General features: G+C 71.5%; 20 protein-coding genes and 2 pseudogenes. 11 read left to right on the top strand and 11 right to left on the bottom strand.

Annotation, left to right across the window (positions count from 1 at the left end):
* The 3 genes from Q0588_RS07405 to selD all read right to left on the bottom strand — a co-directional run.
* Window positions 1-1039, bottom strand: a 1039-nt coding sequence (locus Q0588_RS07405; RefSeq protein ID WP_298745195.1) for a cation:dicarboxylase symporter family transporter, incomplete at its 3' end; no start/stop codon positions are given.
* Between the two features lie 84 nt (window positions 1040-1123).
* Window positions 1124-2185 (bottom strand): tRNA 2-selenouridine(34) synthase MnmH, encoded by a 1062-nt coding sequence (gene mnmH, locus Q0588_RS07410; RefSeq protein ID WP_298745197.1) that lies wholly within the window; start codon window positions 2183-2185, stop codon window positions 1124-1126.
* Window positions 2182-3231: a selenide, water dikinase SelD gene (gene selD / locus Q0588_RS07415; RefSeq protein WP_298745199.1), complete on the bottom strand. Its 1050-nt coding sequence runs from the start codon at window positions 3229-3231 to the stop codon at window positions 2182-2184. The genes mnmH and selD overlap by 4 nt, the downstream gene beginning before the upstream one ends.
* 65 nt (window positions 3232-3296) lie before the next feature.
* Between selD and Q0588_RS07420 the strand changes: the two genes are divergently transcribed.
* From Q0588_RS07420 to Q0588_RS07455, 8 genes and pseudogenes are all read left to right on the top strand, one after another.
* Complete coding sequence (locus tag Q0588_RS07420) at window positions 3297-5129, top strand: family 43 glycosylhydrolase (RefSeq protein ID WP_298745200.1); 1833 nt, start codon at window positions 3297-3299, stop codon at window positions 5127-5129.
* Between the two features lie 77 nt (window positions 5130-5206).
* On the top strand, window positions 5207-6526 hold the full coding sequence (locus tag Q0588_RS07425) for an amidohydrolase (RefSeq protein ID WP_298745202.1): 1320 nt from the start codon (window positions 5207-5209) through the stop codon (window positions 6524-6526).
* Window positions 6527-6572: 46 nt separating this feature from the next.
* The gene (locus tag Q0588_RS07430; protein WP_298745203.1) at window positions 6573-6869 is read left to right on the top strand and encodes a nucleotidyltransferase family protein; all 297 of its coding nucleotides are present in this window, start codon (window positions 6573-6575) and stop codon (window positions 6867-6869) included.
* 82 nt (window positions 6870-6951) lie between these two features.
* Window positions 6952-7044: pseudogene (locus tag Q0588_RS07435) on the top strand (glutathione S-transferase); the annotation flags it as partial.
* A 91-nt stretch (window positions 7045-7135) separates the two neighbouring features.
* Window positions 7136-7351: a hypothetical protein gene (locus Q0588_RS07440; RefSeq protein ID WP_298745204.1), complete on the top strand. Its 216-nt coding sequence runs from the start codon at window positions 7136-7138 to the stop codon at window positions 7349-7351.
* Between the two features lie 130 nt (window positions 7352-7481).
* A complete protein-coding gene (gene greA, locus Q0588_RS07445) occupies window positions 7482-7955 on the top strand; it encodes a transcription elongation factor GreA (protein WP_298745206.1) in 474 nt (157 codons plus the stop codon).
* 4 nt (window positions 7956-7959) lie between these two features.
* The gene (locus tag Q0588_RS07450; RefSeq protein WP_298745208.1) at window positions 7960-8379 is read left to right on the top strand and encodes a VOC family protein; all 420 of its coding nucleotides are present in this window, start codon (window positions 7960-7962) and stop codon (window positions 8377-8379) included.
* A complete protein-coding gene (locus Q0588_RS07455) occupies window positions 8376-9362 on the top strand; it encodes a mitochondrial fission ELM1 family protein (RefSeq protein WP_298745210.1) in 987 nt (328 codons plus the stop codon). The genes Q0588_RS07450 and Q0588_RS07455 overlap by 4 nt, the downstream gene beginning before the upstream one ends.
* 34 nt (window positions 9363-9396) lie before the next feature.
* Here the strand turns inward: Q0588_RS07455 and Q0588_RS07460 are convergent, their stop codons facing one another.
* Window positions 9397-9573, bottom strand: a complete 177-nt coding sequence (locus tag Q0588_RS07460; protein ID WP_298745212.1) for a hypothetical protein — start codon at window positions 9571-9573, stop codon at window positions 9397-9399.
* Window positions 9574-9651: 78 nt separating this feature from the next.
* Here Q0588_RS07460 and trxB point away from each other — a divergent pair, with 78 nt between their 5' ends.
* Window positions 9652-10662, top strand: coding sequence for a thioredoxin-disulfide reductase (gene trxB, locus Q0588_RS07465; RefSeq protein ID WP_298745214.1), 1011 nt, complete (start codon window positions 9652-9654; stop codon window positions 10660-10662).
* Window positions 10663-10672: 10 nt separating this feature from the next.
* On the opposite strand, the pseudogene Q0588_RS07470 reads toward trxB, so the two are convergent.
* From Q0588_RS07470 to Q0588_RS07485, 4 genes and pseudogenes are all read right to left on the bottom strand, one after another.
* A pseudogene (locus tag Q0588_RS07470) lies at window positions 10673-11083 on the bottom strand (response regulator); the annotation flags it as partial.
* 84 nt (window positions 11084-11167) lie between these two features.
* Entirely contained in the window at window positions 11168-12244 is a 1077-nt protein-coding gene (locus Q0588_RS07475) for a PAS domain-containing protein (protein WP_298745216.1), read from the bottom strand.
* Window positions 12245-12327: 83 nt separating this feature from the next.
* Window positions 12328-13521, bottom strand: a complete 1194-nt coding sequence (locus tag Q0588_RS07480) for a cell wall hydrolase (RefSeq protein ID WP_298745218.1) — start codon at window positions 13519-13521, stop codon at window positions 12328-12330.
* 88 nt (window positions 13522-13609) lie between these two features.
* Window positions 13610-14089: a Dps family protein gene (locus tag Q0588_RS07485; protein WP_298745220.1), complete on the bottom strand. Its 480-nt coding sequence runs from the start codon at window positions 14087-14089 to the stop codon at window positions 13610-13612.
* 187 nt (window positions 14090-14276) lie between these two features.
* Here Q0588_RS07485 and Q0588_RS07490 point away from each other — a divergent pair, with 187 nt between their 5' ends.
* A complete protein-coding gene (locus tag Q0588_RS07490; protein WP_298745222.1) occupies window positions 14277-18296 on the top strand; it encodes a PAS domain S-box protein in 4020 nt (1339 codons plus the stop codon).
* A 49-nt stretch (window positions 18297-18345) separates the two neighbouring features.
* Here the strand turns inward: Q0588_RS07490 and Q0588_RS07495 are convergent, their stop codons facing one another.
* Window positions 18346-18708, bottom strand: a complete 363-nt coding sequence (locus Q0588_RS07495) for a DUF6481 family protein (protein WP_298745224.1) — start codon at window positions 18706-18708, stop codon at window positions 18346-18348.
* 158 nt (window positions 18709-18866) lie between these two features.
* Entirely contained in the window at window positions 18867-19052 is a 186-nt protein-coding gene (locus tag Q0588_RS07500) for a hypothetical protein (protein WP_298745225.1), read from the bottom strand.
* A gap of 445 nt (window positions 19053-19497) precedes the next feature.
* Here Q0588_RS07500 and Q0588_RS07505 point away from each other — a divergent pair, with 445 nt between their 5' ends.
* Window positions 19498-20622: a cell wall hydrolase gene (locus tag Q0588_RS07505; RefSeq protein ID WP_298745228.1), complete on the top strand. Its 1125-nt coding sequence runs from the start codon at window positions 19498-19500 to the stop codon at window positions 20620-20622.
* 2 nt (window positions 20623-20624) lie between these two features.
* Here Q0588_RS07505 and Q0588_RS07510 read toward each other — a convergent pair whose 3' ends face one another.
* Window positions 20625-20852, bottom strand: coding sequence for a hypothetical protein (locus Q0588_RS07510; protein ID WP_298745230.1), 228 nt, complete (start codon window positions 20850-20852; stop codon window positions 20625-20627).
* Window positions 20853-20923 lie beyond the last annotated feature (71 nt).

The raw sequence follows: 20923 nt of genomic DNA on the forward strand, positions 1-20923 counted from the left end.
CCCAGGCGGCCGGGCCGAGATCGACGCCGTGCAGATGGGCGACGTAGATGACCACGGCGAGATTGGCGACCGGGCTGGTGATCCGGAACACCGCCACCGCCAGCGGCAGGACCAGGCCCGCCGTGGCCGTCGAGACGCCGAGGACGGTGCGGGCCTGTTCGACCATGGCCGGGAGGCTGGCCAGGGACGACTGGGTCGAGAAGGCCACCACCTGGGCCGGGATGGCGCCGCGCGCGAACCGGTCCAGCCGGATGCGGCCCCACGGCGCGGCCACGGCGTAGATCAGCAGGATCAGGCCGATCTGGGCCAGCACCACCATGGCGACGTAGTGGCCGAGGGTGCCGAGGGCGGCGAGCCCGGCGTTCAGGCCCACGCCCATGGACAGGGCGAAGACCCCGACCGGGGCGGCCAGCAGCACCCAGTGGACGATGGTGATCATGGTCCCGGACACCGCCTCGAAGAAGGCCACCAGCGGCACGCGGCGCCCCGGACCGAGGCGGGTGACGGCGAAGCCGAAGGCGATGGCGAAGACGACGACGCCGAGGATGGCGTCGTCGGCCGCGGCGCGGATCGGATTGGCGGGCGCGAGATTGGCGAGGAAGGCCGCGAGGCCGCCGCCGGCGGCGCTCTCGCGCACCACCGCGGCGTCGGGCGCCCCGGCCAGCAGGACGGCCGCCCCGGCCGGGTCGATCGGCCACAGCAGGTGCAGGGTCTCCGAGGCGAAGATCGCATAGACCGTCCCGCCCACCAGCAGCACGGCGAAAACCATCAGCGCCTTGAGCGCCAGCCGGCCCGTCGCCGCGGCGTCGGCGATCGAGGCGATCCCCGTCACCAGCAGGCTGAACACCAGCGGGATGATGGTCATCTTCAGGGCGTTGAGCCACAGGGTTCCCACGGCCCCGATCAGGTCGGCCGTGGCGGCGCCCCCGGGCAGGCCCCAGGCCTGGGCCGCCGCGCCCGCGAACAGGCCGGCCAGCAGGGCGACGAGCACCCACAGGCTGAGGGACATCAGGGTGGAGCGAAGTCGGGAAGCGGCCATCGCGCGAAGCTAGGGACGTGAGGCCGGTTTGGCCATACGCCGCGCCCCTTGCGACGACGGCGCCGGCGGCCGGCGCTCGCGCGGTCAGGCCGGGCCGAGCCGCCGGATGGCCGCCGCGACCTCGTCGGCGGCCCGGTCGAGGGCGGCCTCGCCGACCGATCCGAGACCGACCACGGCCAGTTCGGCGCGCCCGCGGGCCTGGCCCTGACGACGATAGGCGGGGTCGTAGTGGTCGACGATGAGGGCGGTCGCGAGAGCCTCGATCTCCCCGGCCGCGGCGAGGCCCCGCCACTCTGCGACCATTTGCTTGCCGATGTGGCGCGGCAGCCGGGTCAGGGCCTGGTCGAGCGCCTCGGGGTCGGCCGCGATGGCGGCGTAGTCGCGGACCGTGCGGGCGGCGCGGACCTCGACCGGCGAATCGAGGCGGACGGCCGGGGCGGCGCTCATGGCGGCCCACAGCGAGGGCGGGATGACGCGGACGCCGATCTTCGAACTCTCGGCCTCGACCAGCACCGGACGGGCCGGGTCGAGCCGCGACAGGGCGTCGTGCAGGCGGGTCTCGAAGGCCTTCTGCGACGGCTGGCCGCCGGGCAGGGCCCCGAACAGCGAGCCGCGATGGGCGGCGAGGGCCTCGAGGTCCAGCGTCTGCAGGCCGCGCCGGGCCACCGCCGCGAGCACGGCCGTCTTGCCCGCGCCGGTGGGACCCTCGAGCAGGACCAGCCGGTGCGGCGCGGGCGTGTCGTAGAGGGCCGTCTTCACCTGGCGCCGCCAGGTCTGGTAGCCGCCGTCGAGCACCGTCACCGGCCAGCCGACCTGGTCCATCACCGTGACCATGGCCGCGGAGCGCTGGCCGCCGCGCCAGCAATAGACCAGCGGCCGGAACGATCCGTCCCGGTCGGCGAGCGCGCCCTCGAGATGGGCGGCGATGTTGCGGGCGACGAGGGCCGCCCCGGTGCGGCGGGCGAGGAATTTGGAGCCCTGGACGTATTCGGTCCCGACCGCCGCGCGCTGGGCGTCGTCGAGGACGGGCAGGTTGAGGGCGCCGGGGATGTGATCGAGCGCGAACTCGGCCGGGCTGCGCACGTCGATCAGCGCGTCGAAGCCGTCGCGCGCCGCGGGCGACAGGTCGGCCGTGCGGCGGATCATGCGACGACGCGGACGCGGGCGGGGCCGTCGACGACGCGGCCGATCACGGCGGCCCGGGCGAAGCCCTCGGCGCGGGCCAGGTCGAGCAGGGCTTCGGCCTCGCTTTCGGCGACGGCGATCAGCAGGCCGCCGGAGGTCTGGGGGTCGGTGAGGAGGTCGCGGCGCGCCTGCGGCAGGCCGGGCGGCAGGTCGACGGCGCCGCCATAGCTGTCCCAGTTGCGGCCCGAGGCCCCGGTGCGCACGCCGGTCGCGGCCAGGGCCTCGACCCCGTCCAGCAGCGGCGGCCGGCCCGTCAGCTCGACCGTCAGGCCCGACCCGCGCGCCATCTCGAGCGCATGGCCCAGCAGGCCGAAGCCGGTCACATCGGTCACCGCATGCACCCCTTCGCGTCCGGCCAGCCGCGCGCCGAGGCTGTTGAGCCGGGTGGTCGAGGCGATCAGGGCGGCGTAGCCTGCCGCGTCCAGCCGGCCCGATTTGAAGGCCGCGCTCAGCACCCCGACGCCGAGCGCCTTGGTCAGGATCAGCGCGTCCCCGGCCCGCGCGCCGCGATTGGTCAGGACCTGGTCGGGATGGACGAGGCCGAGGGCGACGAGGCCGTAGATCGGCTCGACGCTGTCGATCGAATGGCCTCCGGCGACCGGTATGCCCGCCTCGGCGCAGACCGAGGCGCCGCCCTGCAGGATGCGGCCGATCGTTTCGGTCGACAGCGTCTTCACCGGCATGCCGACGAGCGCCAGGGCGAGGATCGGCGTGGCCCCCATGGCGTAGACGTCGGACAGGGCGTTGGTCGCGGCGATGCGGCCGAAGTCGAACGGATCGTCCACCACCGGCATGAAGAAATCCGTGGTCGCCACCAGGGCCTGGCTGTCGTTCAGCCGCCAGACGGCCGCGTCGTCGCTGGTCTCGGTCCCGACCAGCAGATCGGCGAAGGGCGCGGCCGGCGGCATCCCCTTCAGGATGTCGCGCAGCACCGACGGGGCCAGCTTGCAGCCGCAGCCGCCGCCGTGGGCGAGCGAGGTCAGGCGGGGTTCGGTTTCCGGGGTCATGCCCCGGCTTAGGGCGAAACCACTCGTGAACTCAACAACCGCGGCGGCGTGATAGCGTCGGCCGCATGCACCGCCTGACCTCCCTCGCCGCCGCCCTCGCCATAGCCGCGTCGGCCCTGCCCGCCTCCGCCCAGGACGGCCGACCCCGCACCTGGGCCAATCCGGTCGATGTCGATTACAAATATAATTTCGAACAGACCCACGAGGGCATCAGCTACCGCACCGGGGCCGACCCGGTCATCGTGCTGCACCGCGACCGCTACTATCTGTTCCAGACCCTGGCCGACGGCTACTGGACCTCGGACGATCTGCTGGACTGGCGCTACGTCACCCCGAACAAATGGCCGTTCGAGTCCAATGTCGCCCCCGCCGCCGTGTCCGACGGCGAGCGGCTGTATCTGATGCAGTCCTCGTTCGAGCCCCGCCCCCTGCTGGTCAGCGAACACCCGGAAACCGGCCGCTGGGACTGGCACAGCCGTTTCTTGCCCCGCGTGCCCGGCGCGGTTCACGTCAGCCAGCAGCAGGACATGGCCCCCGAGGCCTTGCCGCCCGGTCCCTGGGACCCCGGCCTGTTCATCGACGACGACGGCAAATGGTATCTGTACTGGGGCAGCTCCAACCTGTTTCCCCTGTACGGATCGGAGCTGGATCCGGCCCCGCCGATGGCCTTCGTCGGCCAGCCGACGCGGCTGCACACCCTGCATCCCGACCAGCACGGCTGGGAGCGGTTCGGCCAGGACCATTCCGGGACCCTGCCCGACGGCAAGCCCATCGACCCCTTCATGGAGGGGGCCTGGATGACGAAACACGGCGGCCGCTACTATCTCCAGTACGGGGCGCCCGGGACCGAATACAACGCCTACGCCAACGGGACCTATGTGGGCGACAGCCCGCTGGGGCCGTTCGAATACGCGCCCTACAATCCGGTCAGCTACAAGCCCGGCGGCTTCGTCGAGGGGGCCGGCCACGGCTCGACCTTCCAGGACCGCCACGGCAACTGGTGGAACACCGGCACCCCGTGGATCGGCCATAACTGGACCTTCGAGCGCCGCATCGCGATGTTCCCGGGCGGCTTCACGCCCGACGGCCAGATGCATTTCTCCAGCCGGTTCGGCGACTATCCGCAGCGCATGCCGACCGAGCGGATCAGCGATCCGGACAGCCTGTTCACCGGCTGGTTCCCGCTGTCCTACAGGGCGGTCGCCGAGGCCTCCTCGACCGAAGGCGAGTTCACCGCCGACCGCGCGACCGACGAGAACCCCCGCACCTTCTGGGTCGCCGGATCGAACACGCCGGGCGAGACCCTGACGCTGGACCTCGGCGGGACGAAGCGCGTCCACGCCGTCCAGGTCAACTACGCCGACTACAAGTCCGGCATCTATATGGAGCGGCCCGACATCCGCACCCGGTTCCGCATCCTGTGGTCGCGGGACGGCGCCGATTGGCGGGTGTTCGCCGACCTGTCGGACTCCGAGCGCGACCGGCCCAACGCCTATGTCGAGGGCGAGCAACCGGTGGACGCCCGCTTCATCCGTTACGAGCACGGCGAGGTCGCCGCGGCCAACCTGGCCATCTCGGACCTGCGGGTGTTCGGCACGGCCGGCGGTCTGGCGCCGGAGCGCCCGGCGCTTCGCGTCGAGCGCGGCGACGACCAGCGCAATGCGGCCGTCCACGTCTCGCCCGTCTCCAATGCCCTCGGCTACAACATTCGCTGGGGCACGGCGCCGGACCGGCTGTTCCTGACCTACCAGGTCTATTTCGACGACCTGGCGCAGATGAACGACCGGCTGGAGGTGCGGGCGCTGAATGTCGGGGTCGACTACTGGTTCGCGGTCGAGGCCTTTTCACCCGGCGGGGTGTCGCCGCTCAGCCGCGTGGTGGCGGTTCCGGCCGACTGATCCCCGTCGTCCGCTTTGGCGTTGCCAGCGACCGGCCGCTGGACCAAAGTTCCCCCTTCACCACGGGGGCGGACACGATGCGACTTCTTGCGACCACGGCGGCGCTGGCCCTTCTCACCGGCGGGACCGCCCAGGCCCAGACCGGCTCGACCGAGGTCGAGCTGCGCCAGGCCATCGCGCGGGACTATGACGCCAACCTCGGCGCCCTGTTCGACGACTTCCACCGCAATCCGGAACTGTCAGGGCTGGAGGTGCGCACGGCGGGGATCATGGCGGCCCAGCTGACCGCCCTCGGCTATGACGTCACCACCGGCGTCGGCGGCACGGGCGTGGTGGCGGTGCTGCGCAACGGCGACGGACCCACCGTCATGGTCCGGGCCGACATGGACGGCCTGCCGCTGGCCGAACAGTCGGGCCTGGCCAACGCCTCGACCGTCCACCAGGTCGACAGCGACGGCGTCGAAAAGCCCGTCATGCACGCCTGCGGCCACGACGTGCACATCACCGCCCTGATCGGCACGGCACGGCAGATGATGGCGCGGCGGCAGGACTGGTCGGGCACGCTGGTGCTGATCGCCCAGCCGGCCGAGGAGCGCATCTTCGGGGCCCGGGCCATGGTCGAGGACGGCCTCTACAGCCGCTTCCCCAAACCCGACGTCGCCCTGGCCTTCCACGTCGCGGCCGATCTCGCCACCGGCCTGATCGACCTGCCGCTGGGCATAACGGCCTCCAGCTCCGACAGCGTCGACATCGCCGTGCACGGGGTCGGCACGCACGGCGCCTATCCGCATCTGGGCGTCGACCCCATCGTGGTGGCCTCGGCCATCGTCATGAATCTGCAAACCCTGCCCAGCCGCAGCATCAATCCGCTGGAGGGGGCGGTGATCACGGTCGGCGCCATCCGCGGCGGCGTCAAGCACAACATCATCTCGGACCGGGTCGACATGCAGCTGACGGTCCGCGCCGACAGCCCCGAAACCCGCACGGCCCTGCTGAACGGCATCGATCGCGTGGCGCGCGGCACGGCCCTGGCGCTGGGCGTGCCCGAGGACCGGCTGCCGACCGTGGTGCGCTCGACCATCGAGACCACGCCGCCGACCGTCAACGACGCCGCCACCGCCGCCCGGGTGCGGACCGCCATCGGCGCGGCCATGGGCGCCGACCGGCTGGTCGATGTCGCCCGCACCGGCATGGGGGCCGAGGATTTCGCCTATTTCGTCACCCCCGAGAGCGGGGTGAAGGGCGTCTATTTCAGCGTCGGCGGCACCCCGGCGGCCGAGGTCGCCGACGCCCCCGGCCACCACTCGCCCCTGTTCCGCATCGACCCCCGGCCCTCGGTCGTCACCGGCGTCGAGGCCATGGTCGTGGCGGCGCAGGCGCTGATGCCGAAGGGGTGAGGGCGCCAGGTTTGGCCGCCCTTCCTCTTGTGATAGGAGATGCGTCATGACCCGCGACGAGGTTTTGACCGTCCTGAGGCAGCACCGCGCCGAGCTCGAGGCCCAGGGCGTGACCCATGCCGCCCTGTTCGGTTCGCTGGCCCGAGGCGAGGAGAAGGCGGACAGCGACATCGACATCATGGTCGAGATCGATCCCGAGGCACATATCGGCGTGTGGGGCTTCTCCGGCGTGATCCTCTACATTCAGAATCTGTTCGAATACGCTGTGGATGTGAGCGAACGGCGTGCGCTTCGCACCCATGTCCGGCCCTCGGCCGAACGGGACGCCATCTATGCGTTCTAAGGACGAAGAGGCGCTGAAGGACATAGCCGCCAACATCGGCCTGATCAGAGGCATGGGCTCCAAACTGTCCATCGCGCAGTTCAAGCCCCGGGTGAAGGCGTTCCTGCAGCGTATCCACGCTCGTCCGGCGTATCAGAGGGCGCTGCAGCGGGGCGGGCCCTACAGCTACGCCTGACCCGGTCGGCCCCCCGGACACAGTCGGGCGAAATCCGATCCGTGTCCGAAACCGGACCGCAACCCCGGGCAGGACGAAACGTTAACGGGCCATGCGCCTGAAAACCGTCCAAGTCATCGCCGCCCTGGTCGCGGCTGTCGCCTTCGTCCTCGCCTTTATGGCGGCGGGCGTGTTCCTGGTCTCCAGCCTGTTCATGGCCGTGGGTCTCGCCGCCGTCGCCTGGCTGGCGTGGAGCCTGGTGCGCCGGGTCAAATTATGGGGCGATATCCAGCAGATCAGGGCCCGTCGGCGAAAGCCCGCCGCATAGGGCCATTCCCGCCGGACACCCCCTTGAACCGGGGCCGAGGGCGCCCTACCCTTTCTGGCCGGTCGCGTGCGCCCAGCGACCTCTGTGCCGAGTATGTCTGTCAGTCGGGCTAGCCAAGAAATCACGACATATGGAAAAAGTGCCGATGACGGCCGAGGGCTATCGCGCCCTCGACGATCAGTTGAAGCAATTGAAGTCGGTCGAGAGGCCGAGCGTCATCGCGGCCATTTCGGAGGCGCGCGAACACGGCGACCTGTCCGAAAACGCCGAGTATCACGCGGCCAAGGAACGCCAGGGCTGGATCGAGGGCCAGATCGCCGAGATCGAGGACAAGATCAGCCGCGCCCAGGTCATCGACGTGTCGAAGCTCAGCGGCAACCAGGTGAAGTTCGGCGCCACCGTCACCGTGGTCGACGAGGACACCGAGGAGGAGGGCCGCTACCAGATCGTCGGCGAGCACGAGGCTGACGTGAAGGCCGGCAAGATCTCCGTCTCCTCGCCGATCGCCCGGTCGATGATCTCCAAGAAGGTCGGCGACGTGGTCGAGGTCAACACCCCCGGCGGGGTCAAGGCCTACGAAATCCTCAAGGTCGAGTGGAGATAGGCTGATGACGGGCTCCGGGACGCGCGCTCCGCTGGTGTCGCACGTTTCGGTCGGCGTCACGGACCTGCATCGCGCCGGCGTCTTCTACGACGCCGTGCTGGCGGTCGTCGGCGCGCGCCGGATCATCGAGCACGGCGCCGGCGTCGGCTATGGCCGGACCTTTCCGGAATTCTGGGTCAACCTGCCGCGCGTGGGCCGGGGCGCGCCGGTCGCCGGCGCCGGAGCCCATGTCTGTTTCAACGCCTCGGACCCCGACGCCGTGGTCGCCTTTCACGAGGCCGGGCTGGCGGCGGGCGGGTTCGATGACGGCGCGCCCGGCCCGCGGCCCGAATATGCGCCGGGCTATTACGCCGCCTTCCTGCGCGATCCCGACGGCAACAAGGTCGAGGCCATGTGCTGGATCACCCGCCCCGACGACGCGTGACCGCCCCCCTGTCCATATGGGTCGTGTCCGACGGCCGGGCCGGCATGGAGAACCAGGCGTCGGGACTGGCCGAGGCCGTGCAGCGGCTGACCGCCGCCGAGATCGCCGTCAAACGCGTCCGCTGGCGCAAGGCCTTCGACAAACTGCCGTCGGCGCTGAAGGCCGGCTGGATGCTGGACCCGTCGTCCGACCCGGTCGAGCCCGGCCCCGGCGAGACCTGGCCGGATCTGTGGATCGCCACCGGGCGCGCCACCCTGCCGCTGTCGGCGAGGGCGCGGGCGCGGTCGGGCGGCCGGACCTTCGTGGTCCAGACCCAGGACCCGCGCTGGCGGACCGGGGCCTATGACCTCGTCGTCGCGCCGGCGCACGACGCCCTGACCGGCCCCAATGTGCTGTCGATCACCGGTTCGCCGCATAGGGTGACGGCGGCGCGGCTGGCCGAGGGCGCGGCGGCGTTCGAGGCGGCGCTGGCCCCCCTGCCCCGCCCGCGCGTGGCGGCCCTGATCGGCGGACGCTCGATGGCCTTCGACCTGCCCGAGGCCCACGCCGCCGACCTGGCCGACCGCATCGCGGCGGCGGTCTCCGCAGCCGGCGGGGCGCTGATGCTGACCTTCTCGCGCCGCACGCCCGAGGCGGCGAAACGGGTGATGACGGCGCGGCTGGCGGCCCTGCCCGGCCGGATCTGGAACGGGGCCGGCCCCAACCCCTATTTCGCCTTCCTGCAGTTCGCCGACCACGTTCTGGTCACCGAGGACAGCGCCAACATGGCCGCCGAGGCGGCCTCGACCGGCGCGCCTGTCCACGTCCTGCCGATGGACCCGCTGAAGCCCGCCGGCAAGTTCGCGCGGCTGCACGCCGATCTGCGCGCGCGTGGCGCGGCGCGGCCGTTCGACGGCGATCTGTCGGGCTGGACCTATGAGCCGTTGAACGAGACGGAGCGGGCGGCCCGGACGGTGCTGGAGCGGATGGGGCGGAGGCCTTGACCTTTTCCCTCCCCGTCCCGGGGAGGGAAGGGCGTTAGTCCTGCCCGTCCCCGCGCCCCTTCTTTCTCGCGTCCATGGCGACGCCCAGCGCCACGCCGACGGCGGCGCCGACCCCGATCCCCACGGCCAGGTTGTCCATGGCCGCCCCGAGGCCGGCGCCGATGGCCAACCCAAGGGCGATGCCGACGCCCAGATGACTGCGGCCTTCCATGGCCCTCTCTCCCGTTTCGCTGTGAATGGATGCCAGCCTGGCATCGCGCGGAACGGAATCAACGCCTAGATAGACCCCATGAGCACTCCGAGAACCGTCCGCGTCGCCATCATCGGGTCCGGCCCCGCCGGCTGGACCGCCGCCATCTACGCCGCCCGCGCCCTGCTGAGCCCGGTCGTCATCGCCGGCCTGCAGCCCGGCGGCCAGCTGACCATCACCACCGACGTCGAGAACTATCCGGGCTTCAAGGATGTGATCCAGGGCCCGTGGCTGATGGAGCAGATGCGCGCCCAGGCCGAACACGTCGGGACCGAGGTGATCGAGGACATCGTGGTCAAGGCCGACCTGTCGCAGCGGCCGTTCCGGCTGACGCTCGACAGCGGGACCGAGCTGCTGGCCGAGACGGTGATCATCTCGACCGGGGCCCAGGCCAAGTGGCTGGGACTGGAGAGCGAGGCGAAATACCAGGGCTTCGGCGTCTCGGCCTGCGCCACCTGCGACGGCTTCTTCTATCGGGGCAAGGAGGTGATCGTGGTCGGCGGCGGCAACACCGCCGTCGAGGAGGCGCTGTTCCTGACCAATTTCGCCTCCAAGGTCACCGTCGTGCACCGCCGCGACGAGTTCCGGGCCGAACGCATCCTGCAGGACCGGCTGTTCTCGAACCCCAGGGTCGAGGTGATCTGGGACCACGCCGTCGACGAGATCCTCGGCGAGGCCAACGACGCCGGCGGCGTCAACGTCACCGGCGCGCGGGTGAAGAACGTCAGGACGGGCGAAACCCGCGAGATCAGGGCGGACGGGGTGTTCATCGCCATCGGCCACGCGCCGTCGTCGGAGCTGTTCGCCGGCCAGCTGGAGACCAGACAGGGCGGCTATCTGGTGGTCAGGCCGGGCACGGCGGCCACGGCGATCGAGGGCGTCTGGGCCGCGGGCGACGTCACCGACGACGTCTATCGCCAGGCGGTCACCGCGGCGGGCATGGGCTGCATGGCGGCGCTGGAGGCGGTGCGTTTCCTGGCCGAGCAGGACCACAAGGCCGGGGGCCAGCCGATCTCGCACCAGGAAGCCGAGAAGATCAGCGTCTGGTGAGCCGACCGGCTCAGGCGAACAGCTGCAACTCGGGCGGGGCGTAGAGCGCCCGCCCGCCCGCCCGCCGGCGCAGGGCGTAGTCGACCGCCTTCTGCACCGCCCGCTCGTCGGTCGGCTTGGACAGGACGCCGATGGCGCCGGCCACGCCCTCGCGCACCATGCCGGGGTTGGCGGTCATGAACAGCACCGAGACGCCCAGCTCCTCGCCGAGCTGCCGCCCCAGCGCCACGCCCGTCGGACCGTCGGAAAGGTGGATGTCGACCAGGGCGAGATCGACATCGGTCTCGCGCACGACGTTGCGGGCGCTGGCGGCGTCGGCGACGACCGCGACCACCTCGTGGCCGAGGTCCTCGAGGACGAAACGAAGCTCCATGGCCACGAGGGCCTCGTCTTCGATGATCAGGATACGGGCGGTCATTTCAGTCGGTCGGTGGAGGCGTAATGTACGGGGGCGGACGGAGAATGGGTTGCGAGAGGGTAGCGCGCCGGCCGAAAGCTTGTTCCATCATGAGACGATTTTCGCGGCCCGGCGACGGGACAGGGCCGTGCCGGGAAGGTCGGCGATGACCTGCAACCCTTCCGGCCGCCAGTTCCGTTCCAGCCGGCCGCCCAGCTGTCCCTCGACCGACAGGCTGGCCAGCGAGGAGCCGAAGCCGGTGCGCGCCGGCGGTTCGGTGATCGGCGGGCCGCCGCTCTCGGTCCAGGTCAGGAGGAAGCGGCCCCCGGACCGGCGGGTGTCGAGCGTCACCCCGCCCTCCTCGCGCGACAGGGCGCCGTATTTGGCGGCGTTGGTGGCCAGCTCATGGAACAGCAGGGCGACCGAGGTCGCGGCCTGGTCGTCGAAGGTGGCGTCCTCGCCGCTGAGGACGATGCGCGGCGCGCCCTCCGGATCGCTGTAGGGCTTGAACAGGTCGGCCAGGAAGGCGTGCAGGGTCATCGAGCCGACGGTGGGCCTCGAGGTCTCGGTATGCGGCCGGACGAATTCGTGGGCCCGCGCCAGGGCGTTGATGCGGGTGCGGACCGCGCCGGCGAATTCCCGGGCCTCGGGATGCTGGCGGGCCGAGAGGGCGATCAGGGCGGAGACGACGGCGAAGATGTTCTTGATGCGGTGGCTCAGCTCCTGGCTGAGCAGCTCCTTGGCCTGGTCCGACCGCTTCAGGTCGTCGATGTCGGTGCAGGTGCCGAACCAGCGGGTGATCTCGCCGGCCTCGTTGCGGATGGGGCGGGCGCGGCCCAGGGTCCAGCGGTAGACGCCGTCGTGTCGCCGGAGGCGATACTCGATCTCATAGGGCTCGCCCGTTTCGAGCGAATGACGCCAGCGGTCCCACGCCCGCTCCTGGTCGTCGGGATGAAACATGCCGTTCCAGCCCTCGCCGTCGGTCGAGCCTTCGGGCACGCCGGTGAATTCGTACCAGCGGGCGTTGTAGTAGTCGTGGAATCCGTCGGGGCGGGTCGACCACACCATCTGGGGCATGGAGTCGGCGATGGCGCGGAACCGGGCTTCGCTCTCGGCCAGGGCCCTGACGGTCAGGGCCAGCTGGCGCTCGACGGAGGAGTCGCCGTTCGGATCGGATTGGGTCACGGAGCCTCAATGACGGCGCGGCGTCGCACGCGGGGGGACAGCAACAATGCTTAAAGCCCCCAAAGCGTTGCAATGACTGAACTTCAGGACGCGGGGCGGCCGACTTCCTCGACATCCATGACCGTGACCCCTGGCGGGGGCGCGGCCGGCGGGGCGGACGTCGGCTCGGCGGGGACCTCGAACGCGGCGAGGCGCTGATTGATCTCGGCGATCTGCTCGGAAGTCGGCTGCTGCCGCCCGCCCAGGGAGACGACCCCGACGACCCGGGTCTGGCCGTCCACGACCACGGTGCGCGTCGCCGCCTCGCCCGCGGCGGCGGCCCCGGCCAGGGCGGCTTCGGCCTCGGCCGCGGAGGCGATCTGCAGTCGCGGACGGGCGAAGCGGGCCTCGTCGATGCGGGGTTCGCGGCCGGAATAGGCCTGACGGAAGGCCGCCGGTTCGCCGTAGACGCCCTTCCAGCGATAGAAGATATGCGCCCCGATCTGGGTCAGCTTGTTCAGCGTCGGGGCCCACCAGGGGTGGACATAGTTGGCGTGGTAGTGGGTGGCGGTGCCGACGGCGGCGGCGACATGGCCGCCCAGGGCGCGCTCGGCGACGCGCGCGGCCCGGTTCCAGGCCCAGGCGACCGGGCCCTGCGCCAGCGAGCCGTCGCAGGTGAAGCTGAACTGGCAGCCGGTGACCCGCTCGGCGCCCTCGTAGACGACGCCGCAGACGGAGTTGGCGTAGTTGGGATCGCGCACCCGGTTCAGGATGACCTGGGCCACCGCCTCCTGGCCCTCGGTCGGCTCCAGCGCCGCCTCGTAGTAGATGGCCTGGGTCAGGCAGCGGACGGCGCGCCGGCGATCCTCGGCCGTGGCGGGCTTGAAGGCGAACGGCCGGGCCGGGCGCAGCAGGCCGGAGGCGGGCAGGGCGGCGTTGAGCTTCTGCGCCTCCAGGCCGGAAGCGCCGAAATCGAGCGAGGGCTTGCCGCCCAGCGACAGGCTCTCCCAGCCGGGCGTAAGGCCGTACAGGACGGCCCGGCGCTCGCTGGGGTCGTGGCGCATGGCCACGGCGAGCTGGGACGGCGTCATGCGCGCGGCGATGGCGGCGAGGCCCCGGTCGGTCAGGTCGCCCCCGGTCACGCGCCGCACGGCCTCGGCGCGACGATCGATCTCCGGACGGACGGTCGAGCTGGCGGCCATGGCGACGCCGATCGCGGCCAGGGCGGCCGGCGCGGCCGCGGCGAGCCGGCGCGACCATTTCAGCCCCGATGTCCAGTGGTTCCCGGCCAAGCCCATCTCCCGTTCCGGCCAATGGCGCCGGGCAGTCTTCCGTAGCGCCGAAGCGAGGCGGTTTTCAGGCCGAAAACCGACGCTCGGTCAAGCCTCAACGCCCCCCGAGGGTGGATCTCAGCATCCACGCGAACTTTTCGTGGGCAGCCAGCCGCTGGATCATCAGATCGGCCGAGGCTTCGTCGCCGGCCTCGTCGGCCGTCTCGAACGCCTTGCGCGCCGTGGCGATCAGGGTCTCGTGATCGCGCAGCAGCTCCGTCAGCATGTCGGTCGCCGCGGTCTCCGGGTCGCCGTCCCTGATCGAGGTCAGGTTGCCGAAGGCCGAATAGCTCTGCGGGGCCGGCACGCCGAGGGCCCGGATGCGCTCGGCGATGTGATCCAGGGCCGCCCAGATGTCGCGGTACTGCTGCTCGAGCAGCTTGTGGAAGCTGAAGAACTCCGGGCCGCGCACGTTCCAGTGATAGCCGTGGGTCTTCAGGTAGACGGCGAAGCTGTCGGCGAGCACCCGGCTCAGCTGCTCGGCCACGTCCTTGCGCGCCGTCTCGGAAAGGCCGGTGTCGATGGTCACGCTCATGCAAACTCCTGATGCTGGTACGGATCGGCCCTGGAGTTAGGCGCCCCCCGGCGGGCACGCAAGCCGCGCGGGGGGCGCGACGGAGCCGCCGGGCCGAAGCGCCACGCTTGCCGGAACGCAATCCGGACCGATACGTTGCGCCGGAGTCGCGTACGCGCGAGCGGGGGATGTTTTGGGCGCGGACGGGGTGTTTCGGCGTATTTCCGACATCGATGCGGGGGTGTTGCGGCTCGCACGCATCCGTGCGCGCCGGTGGTGGGCCCCGGTGCTGATCGGCCTCGCCAGCGCCGCCGTCATGCTGCTGGTCCGCTGGGCGCTGTCCGCCCTCTACGCCGACGGCGCCGGCTTCACCATCCTGCTGCCGGCCGTGATCGTGGCCGCGCTTGCGGGGGGGCGGCTGGCGGGAGGCGTGGCCCTGGCCGCCTGTCTCGCCGGCGGCTGGGCCCTGGTCGGCTGGGACGCGGGCGGGTCCGCCGTGTCCGGCCGCGCGGGCGTGGTCGCCACCATCAATTTCATCGTCGTCGGACTGTTCGCCACGATCGTGGCGGCGTCGCTGCGCAAGATTCCGCAGCGGCTCGACGCCACCGTCGACGCCCTGCGCCAGTCGGCCGACCGGATCAGCGAGAGCGAACGTCGGCTGCACCTGATCAGCGAGCAGGCTCCGGTGATGCTGTGGATGAGCGACGCGGACGGAAAGTGCGCGCACCTCAACCAGGCGCTCCGGGAATTCTGGGGCGTGACGGGGTCGGGGGACGGCTTCGACTTCACCTCGGTCTTGCACGAGGATGACCGGGAGCGGGTCGCCGCCGCCGTCCGCGCCGCCATCGAGCAGGCCGCCCCCCTCGAGGTCGAGGCCCGCTATCGGCGCGCCGACGGGGCGTGGCGGACGCTCCACACCGAGGCCCGGCCGCGCCTCGACGCGAACGGCCGCCTGCTCGGGATGATCGGCGTCAATGTCGACGTCACCGAGGCCCGGGCCGCCGAAACCGCGCTGCGCCAGCGCGAAGGGCAGCTTCAGGCCATGGTCGACCAGGCGTCCGCCGGCATCACCCGGGTCGGGCTGGACGGCGCCATCGTCAGCGCCAACGCCCGCTACGCCGAAATCCTCGGGGTGCCGCCGGACCGGATCGTCGGACTGAGCACCGAAGCGGTCAGCCACCCGGACGATGTCGAACCGACCCGCCGGGCGCTGGAGCAGGCCCTCCGCGAAGGAGGGTCCCAGCTCGAGAAACGCTATGTCAGGCCGGACGGGTCGATCGTCTGGGTGGTCATAAGCATCCGGGCCCTGACCGCTCCGGACGGCACGGTGGAGGACTATATCGCCGTCGTCGTCGACATCTCCGGCGCCAAGGCCGCCGAGGCCGCGCTGCGCGAGAGCGAGGCGCGCTTCCGGCTGATGGCCGACACCGCCCCCTCCCCCGTCTGGCTGACCAACGCCCAGGGCGAGGTGGAGTTCGTCAACGCCGCGCTCGTGAACTTCCACGGGCGGCCGGCGAACGAGATCCTCGGCCACGTCTGGCGCGACGCCATTCACCCCGACGACATCACGGCCATCGACGCCATGCAGGCCGGGCGGCGGCCGGGGCGTCGTCCCTACGGCTTCGAGGCGCGGTTCCGGCGGTCCGACGGGGCCTGGCGCTGGATGCGGGTGGCGGTCAATCCCCGGTTCGACGCCAACGGCGCCTTCATGGGCCATGTCGGCATGTCCTTCGACGTCACCGACACGCGCGAGGCGATCGAGGCCATGGCGCGCCAGGAGCGCCGCCAGTCGTTCCTGCTGGCCTTGACGGACTCGCTGCGGGACCTGACGTCGCCCGACGACATCATGGTCGAGGTCGAGCGCGCCCTGGGCTCCGAGCTCCGGGCCCAGCGGGTCGGCTACGGCGAGGTGGACCAGGAACGCGGGCTGGTGACCATGAGCCGGGACTGGACGGCCGACGCGGTCAGCGCCCGCGGCCAGTTCCCGCTGGAGGAATTCGGCCCCCAACTGATCTCGGACCTGGCCGCCGGTCGCACCATCCGCATTTCCGATGTCCGCCAGGACCCCCGCACGCGCGATGCGCTGGAGATCTTCGAACGGCTCGAAACACGGTCGCTGATGCGGGCCCCGCTGATCCGCGCCGGCCGCCTGCGCGCCTTCCTCTACGCCCACGACTCACGGGTCAGGGAGTGGACGGACGAGGAGATCAGCCTGCTCCAGGAAGTCGCCGTACGAACCTGGACCGAGATCGAACGCACCCGGGCCGAGGCCGAGGTCCGCGAGAGCGAGGAACGCTTCCGGGCCATCGCCGACACCGCCCCCGTGCTGATCTGGGTGACGCAGCAGGACCGCACCCGGGCCTTCGTCAACCAGGCCTATGTGGCCTTTCACGGGGGAACCTATGAGGCGGCGCGTCTGCTGGACTGGCGCGCCATCATCCACCCGGACGACCAGGAGCGGGTGCTGCGGGAGTCGCTCTCGGGAGAGGCCGCCGGCCAGCCGTTCTCCATGGAGGCCCGCTATCTGCGTCACGACGGCGAATACCGCTGGCTCAAGTCGTTCTCGCGCCCGCGGTTCGGGGCCGGCGGCGAACTGCTCGGCTTTGTCGGCGTGGCGTTCGACGTCACCGACATCCGCGAGGCGCAGGCCCGCCTCGAGGAGTCGGAGAACCGCTTCCGGACCGTCGCCGACAGCGCCCCGGCGCTGATCTGGATGAGCGACGAGAGCGCCCGCACCACCTTCGCCAACCGGCGTTACAAGACCTTCTTCGGCATCGATTCGGACGAGGCGCTCGACGGGGCCCTGAAACGGCTGGCGCATCCGGACGACCTGCCCGGTTTCGAGGCGGCCTACGCGCGCGCCTTCGCCAGCCGCGACCGCTTCGAGGGGGTCATCCGGGTGAACCATCCGGCGCTCGGCCTGCGCTGGCTGCGCTGCGAGGGGGTGCCGCGGTTCGACGGGGCGGGACATTTCCAGGGCTATGTCGGCGCCAATATCGACGTCACCGAGGCCAAGCGCGCCGAGGACGACCTGAAGCGGATCAACGAACTGCTGGAGGAGCGGGTCGGAGAGGCCCTCGCCGAGAAGGCCAAGGCCGAGGCGGACCTGATGCACGCCCAGAGGATGGAGGCGGTGGGGCGTCTGACCGGCGGCGTGGCCCACGACTTCAACAATCTGCTGACCGTGGTGATCGGCGCGCTCGACATGATGCTGAGGACGCCGGACGACGCCGCGCGGCAGAAGAAGCTCGGCGAGGCGGCGCTGTCGGCGGCGCGGCGCGGCGAGCGGCTGACCCACCAGCTGCTGGCCTTCTCGCGGCGCCAGGCGCTGCGGCCCGAACCCACCGACCTGAACGGCCTGATCCGCGAGAGCGAGCCGCTGCTCCGGCGGGCCCTCGGCGAGGCGATCGAGTTCAGGCTGAAATTGCGGCGGGGCGGGGCCAGGGTCAGCGTCGATCCGGCCCAGTTCGAGGCGGCGCTGCTGAACCTGGTGGTCAACGCCCGCGACGCCCTGGGCGACCGTGGCAGGGTCAGCATCCAGACCCTGGTCTGTCCCGTCGGCGAGGGCGAGATCGCCGGGTTGAAGGCCGGGGACTATGTCTGCGTCTCGGTCTCGGACAACGGCAGCGGCATGGCCCCGGAGGTGATGGAGCGCGTGTTCGAGCCGTTCTTCACCACCAAGCCGGTCGGCAAGGGCACCGGCCTGGGGCTGAGCCAGGTCTACGGCTTCGCCCGGCAGAGCGGCGGCGGCGTCCGGGTGACCTCGACGGTCGGGCGCGGCACGGAGGTCCGCCTGTACCTGCCGCCGCTCGGGCCGGTGGAAAAGGTCGAGCCGGCCGCGCCGGCGGCCGACCTTCGCGTCCTGGCCGCCGGTCGCCGCCTGCTGCTGGTCGAGGACGACCCCGGCGTGTCCGCGGTGGCGCAGGAGCTGCTGGAAGGGCTGGGCCTCGAGGTCCGCTCGGCCGAGACCGCCCCCCAGGCCCTCGAACTGCTCGGGCGGGAGCGCTTCGACATCATGCTGACCGACGTCGTCATGCCCGGCGGCATGACCGGCATCGAACTGGCCCGGGAAAGCGCCCGGGCGTGGCCCGACATGAGGATCATACTGACCTCCGGCTACGCCGGAGAGGATGTCGACGCGGCGCTGGCGGACGCGCCCTGGCCGTTCGTCAGAAAGCCCTATTCCGGCGAACAGCTGGCCGCCGTGCTGGGCGACCTGTCGACCTGAGGGCGGTCGGGGCCGGCTCCAGGATTATGCTGGAGCCGTGAATCAGGCTCTAGCGTTTGCGCGCCTTGCGGGCGGCGTAGCGGGCGTCGCGCGCGGCCTTCTGCTCTTCCTTGGTCAGCTGTTTGCGTTCCTTGCGGGCGGCGCGCTTCTCGGCCTCGATCGCGTCCTGGGCCTCGCGTTCGGCGCCCAGCCGGGCGGCCTCCGCCTCGGCCTTCTGGCGCCGCACCTCGGCCTTTTCCAGCTCGCGCTGCTGGCGCAGGGCCTCCTTTTCGGCGGCGCGCTTCTCAGCCAGCCGGTCGAATTCGGGATCGGGGGCGGCGGGCTTGGGCTTGAAGCGCGCCAGCAGGGCCTTCCTGGCCTCCTGCTGGGCGGTGAGGCGGTCGGTGAAGCCGGTTTGTTTGAGATCTCTCATGCGTGGGGTCGTCGATGTCCTTCATGGCGTGTGGCGTGTGGCGGGTGCGCGAACGGCGCGGGCGGACGGCGCCCGGCCGGGCTAAGCCCATATGGAGACGGAAATCAAGGCGGCCGTACGGAGGCGGCCCCCCGCCCCGCATTCGGCCGGCGACTGTGTCAGTTCGGCTTCTCGGCCTGGCCGACGGCGGCCCCGGCCGCGCCGCCCACGGCCGCGCCGACGGGGCCGGCCACCACGGCGCCGGCGATGGCTCCGGTGGCGGCCTTCTGTTCGATGGTGTGGCCGCAGGCGGTCACGCCGGCGACGGCCACGGTCGAGGCGAGGACCAGGATGGTGCGTTTCATGGGGAGCTCCATTTGCTGTGCAGCCTGAACGCCGGGGCCGCGCCAGGCGTTCCGGCGCGGGCGCGTCCAAGACGTCGCCGGGGCCCACGTCTGAGGAAAGACAACAATAATGCGGCCGTCCAGTTCCCAATGAACGTCCATGACCCGATACGGGTAGACGAAGTGATGTTCTATACAGTATTCCGTATGGTCACTTTCGACCCGATCCGGTGACGCGCTCGGCCGACCTCGAAATTACCTGCGAGGCGCGCGCCTATGCTGACTGCGGCGGGAATCTTGCGAATCAACCACATTCCCGCCATAAACGGCTGGCTTAAGGCGCGTCGTCGGCGGTCGGCCGGTTCGCCGACCATCGATCTGCCGCAGCCGGACCGCGACCCCGTGTCGCCCGGCCGCGAGACTACCCCGGGGGCGGCATTGCGCCCTGCTGAACAGGATCGAGCCCTTGCCGAAGCCCTCGCATTCGCGTGCGATTCCTCCTGTCGACCGCAAGGCCAGAATCCGGCCGGGCGTGGCGGCGGCGATGTTCGGCGCGACCGTGGGCCTGGCGATCGGCTGCGCCTATCTGGGCGGAGCCGCGGCCAAGGCGACCACGGTGCGGGCCCAGGCCGAGCGCATCGAAAGCGCCACCGCGGCCGGCTTCACCGAGGAGGCGCTGGCCGCCGCCGCCGGGGGTCTGGACGAGAGCGCCCTGGCCATCGCGCGCCGGCATGATCCCTATACGGTCGCGGGCCCGGCCCAGCGCGACCGGCAGTCCGCCCTGCTGGCCGCCCGGCTCGAGCAGCTTCGCAGCCGCTCGACCGACCGCGGCCTGCGCCGGATCAGCCTGACCGGCCCCCTGGCGGCCCAGCCCTTCCAGCTGGGCGGCGCGCTGGACGCCTCGCGCGATCTCGAATGCCTGACCCAGGCCGCCTATTACGAGGCCCGCGGCGAGGGCCGGGACGGCATGAGGGCGGTGGCCCAGGTGGTCCTCAACCGCGTCCGGCACCGCGCCTTCCCCAACAGCGTCTGCGGCGTGGTCTTCCAGGGGGCCGGGCGGCGGACCGGCTGCCAGTTCAGCTTCACCTGCGACGGCTCGATGCGCGGCCGCGTCAACCGCGCCGCCTGGAACCGCGCCCGCGAGATCGCCTCCAGCGCCCTGTCGGGCGGCGTCTACGCGGGGGTCGGCAACGCCACCCATTTCCACACCACCGGCGTGTCGCCGCAATGGCGCCAGTCGCTGGTCCGGGTCAGCCAGGTCGGCGACCATCTGTTCTATCGCTTCGGCGGCCGTTCCGGCGCCGGCGCCGCCTTCACCTATGCGGCGCGCCGGTCGACCGGGGCCGAGACGCCGCGGCTGGTCCAGGCCAGCCTTGACCCGACCGAGGCGGTGCGCGACGCCGGGGCCATCGCCTACAGCCTGCTGGTCGCCCAGGAGGGCGGCGAGGCGCGGACCGGGGCGGACGCCGCTCCGCCTGCGGACGCCGAGGCTCCGGCGCCGGCGCCGACTCCGACGGTGAAGATCCAGCCGGTCGCGGCTGAAAACGCCCCGACGGCCGCGCCGACCGCCGACGCAGGGCCGACGGCCTGAGTTCAGGCGTCGCGGTGGCCCTTGGACGACCGGTGGGCGTCGTCATGGCTGTGCTTCAGGTCCCGCTCGCCGCCGCCGCCCGAGACCTTGCTGTTGCGCGGATTGGTCGGGCCGCCCCGGCGCGGGTCCACGAACGACGGCGGTTCGGCCCGGGCGTTCTGATGACTGGAGCCGGGGCCGCCCCAGCGCTTCTCGTCGACGGGTTCGGGGGTATGCTGGTTGTTGCTCATCGGTGTCGCTCCCGCACCTTCCACTGAATCAGGGAACCGTCGCCCAGGGGGCCGAACCGGGGTGCGCCGCG

Source organism: uncultured Brevundimonas sp. (genome assembly GCF_937870815.1).
Taxonomy (GTDB): domain Bacteria; phylum Pseudomonadota; class Alphaproteobacteria; order Caulobacterales; family Caulobacteraceae; genus Brevundimonas.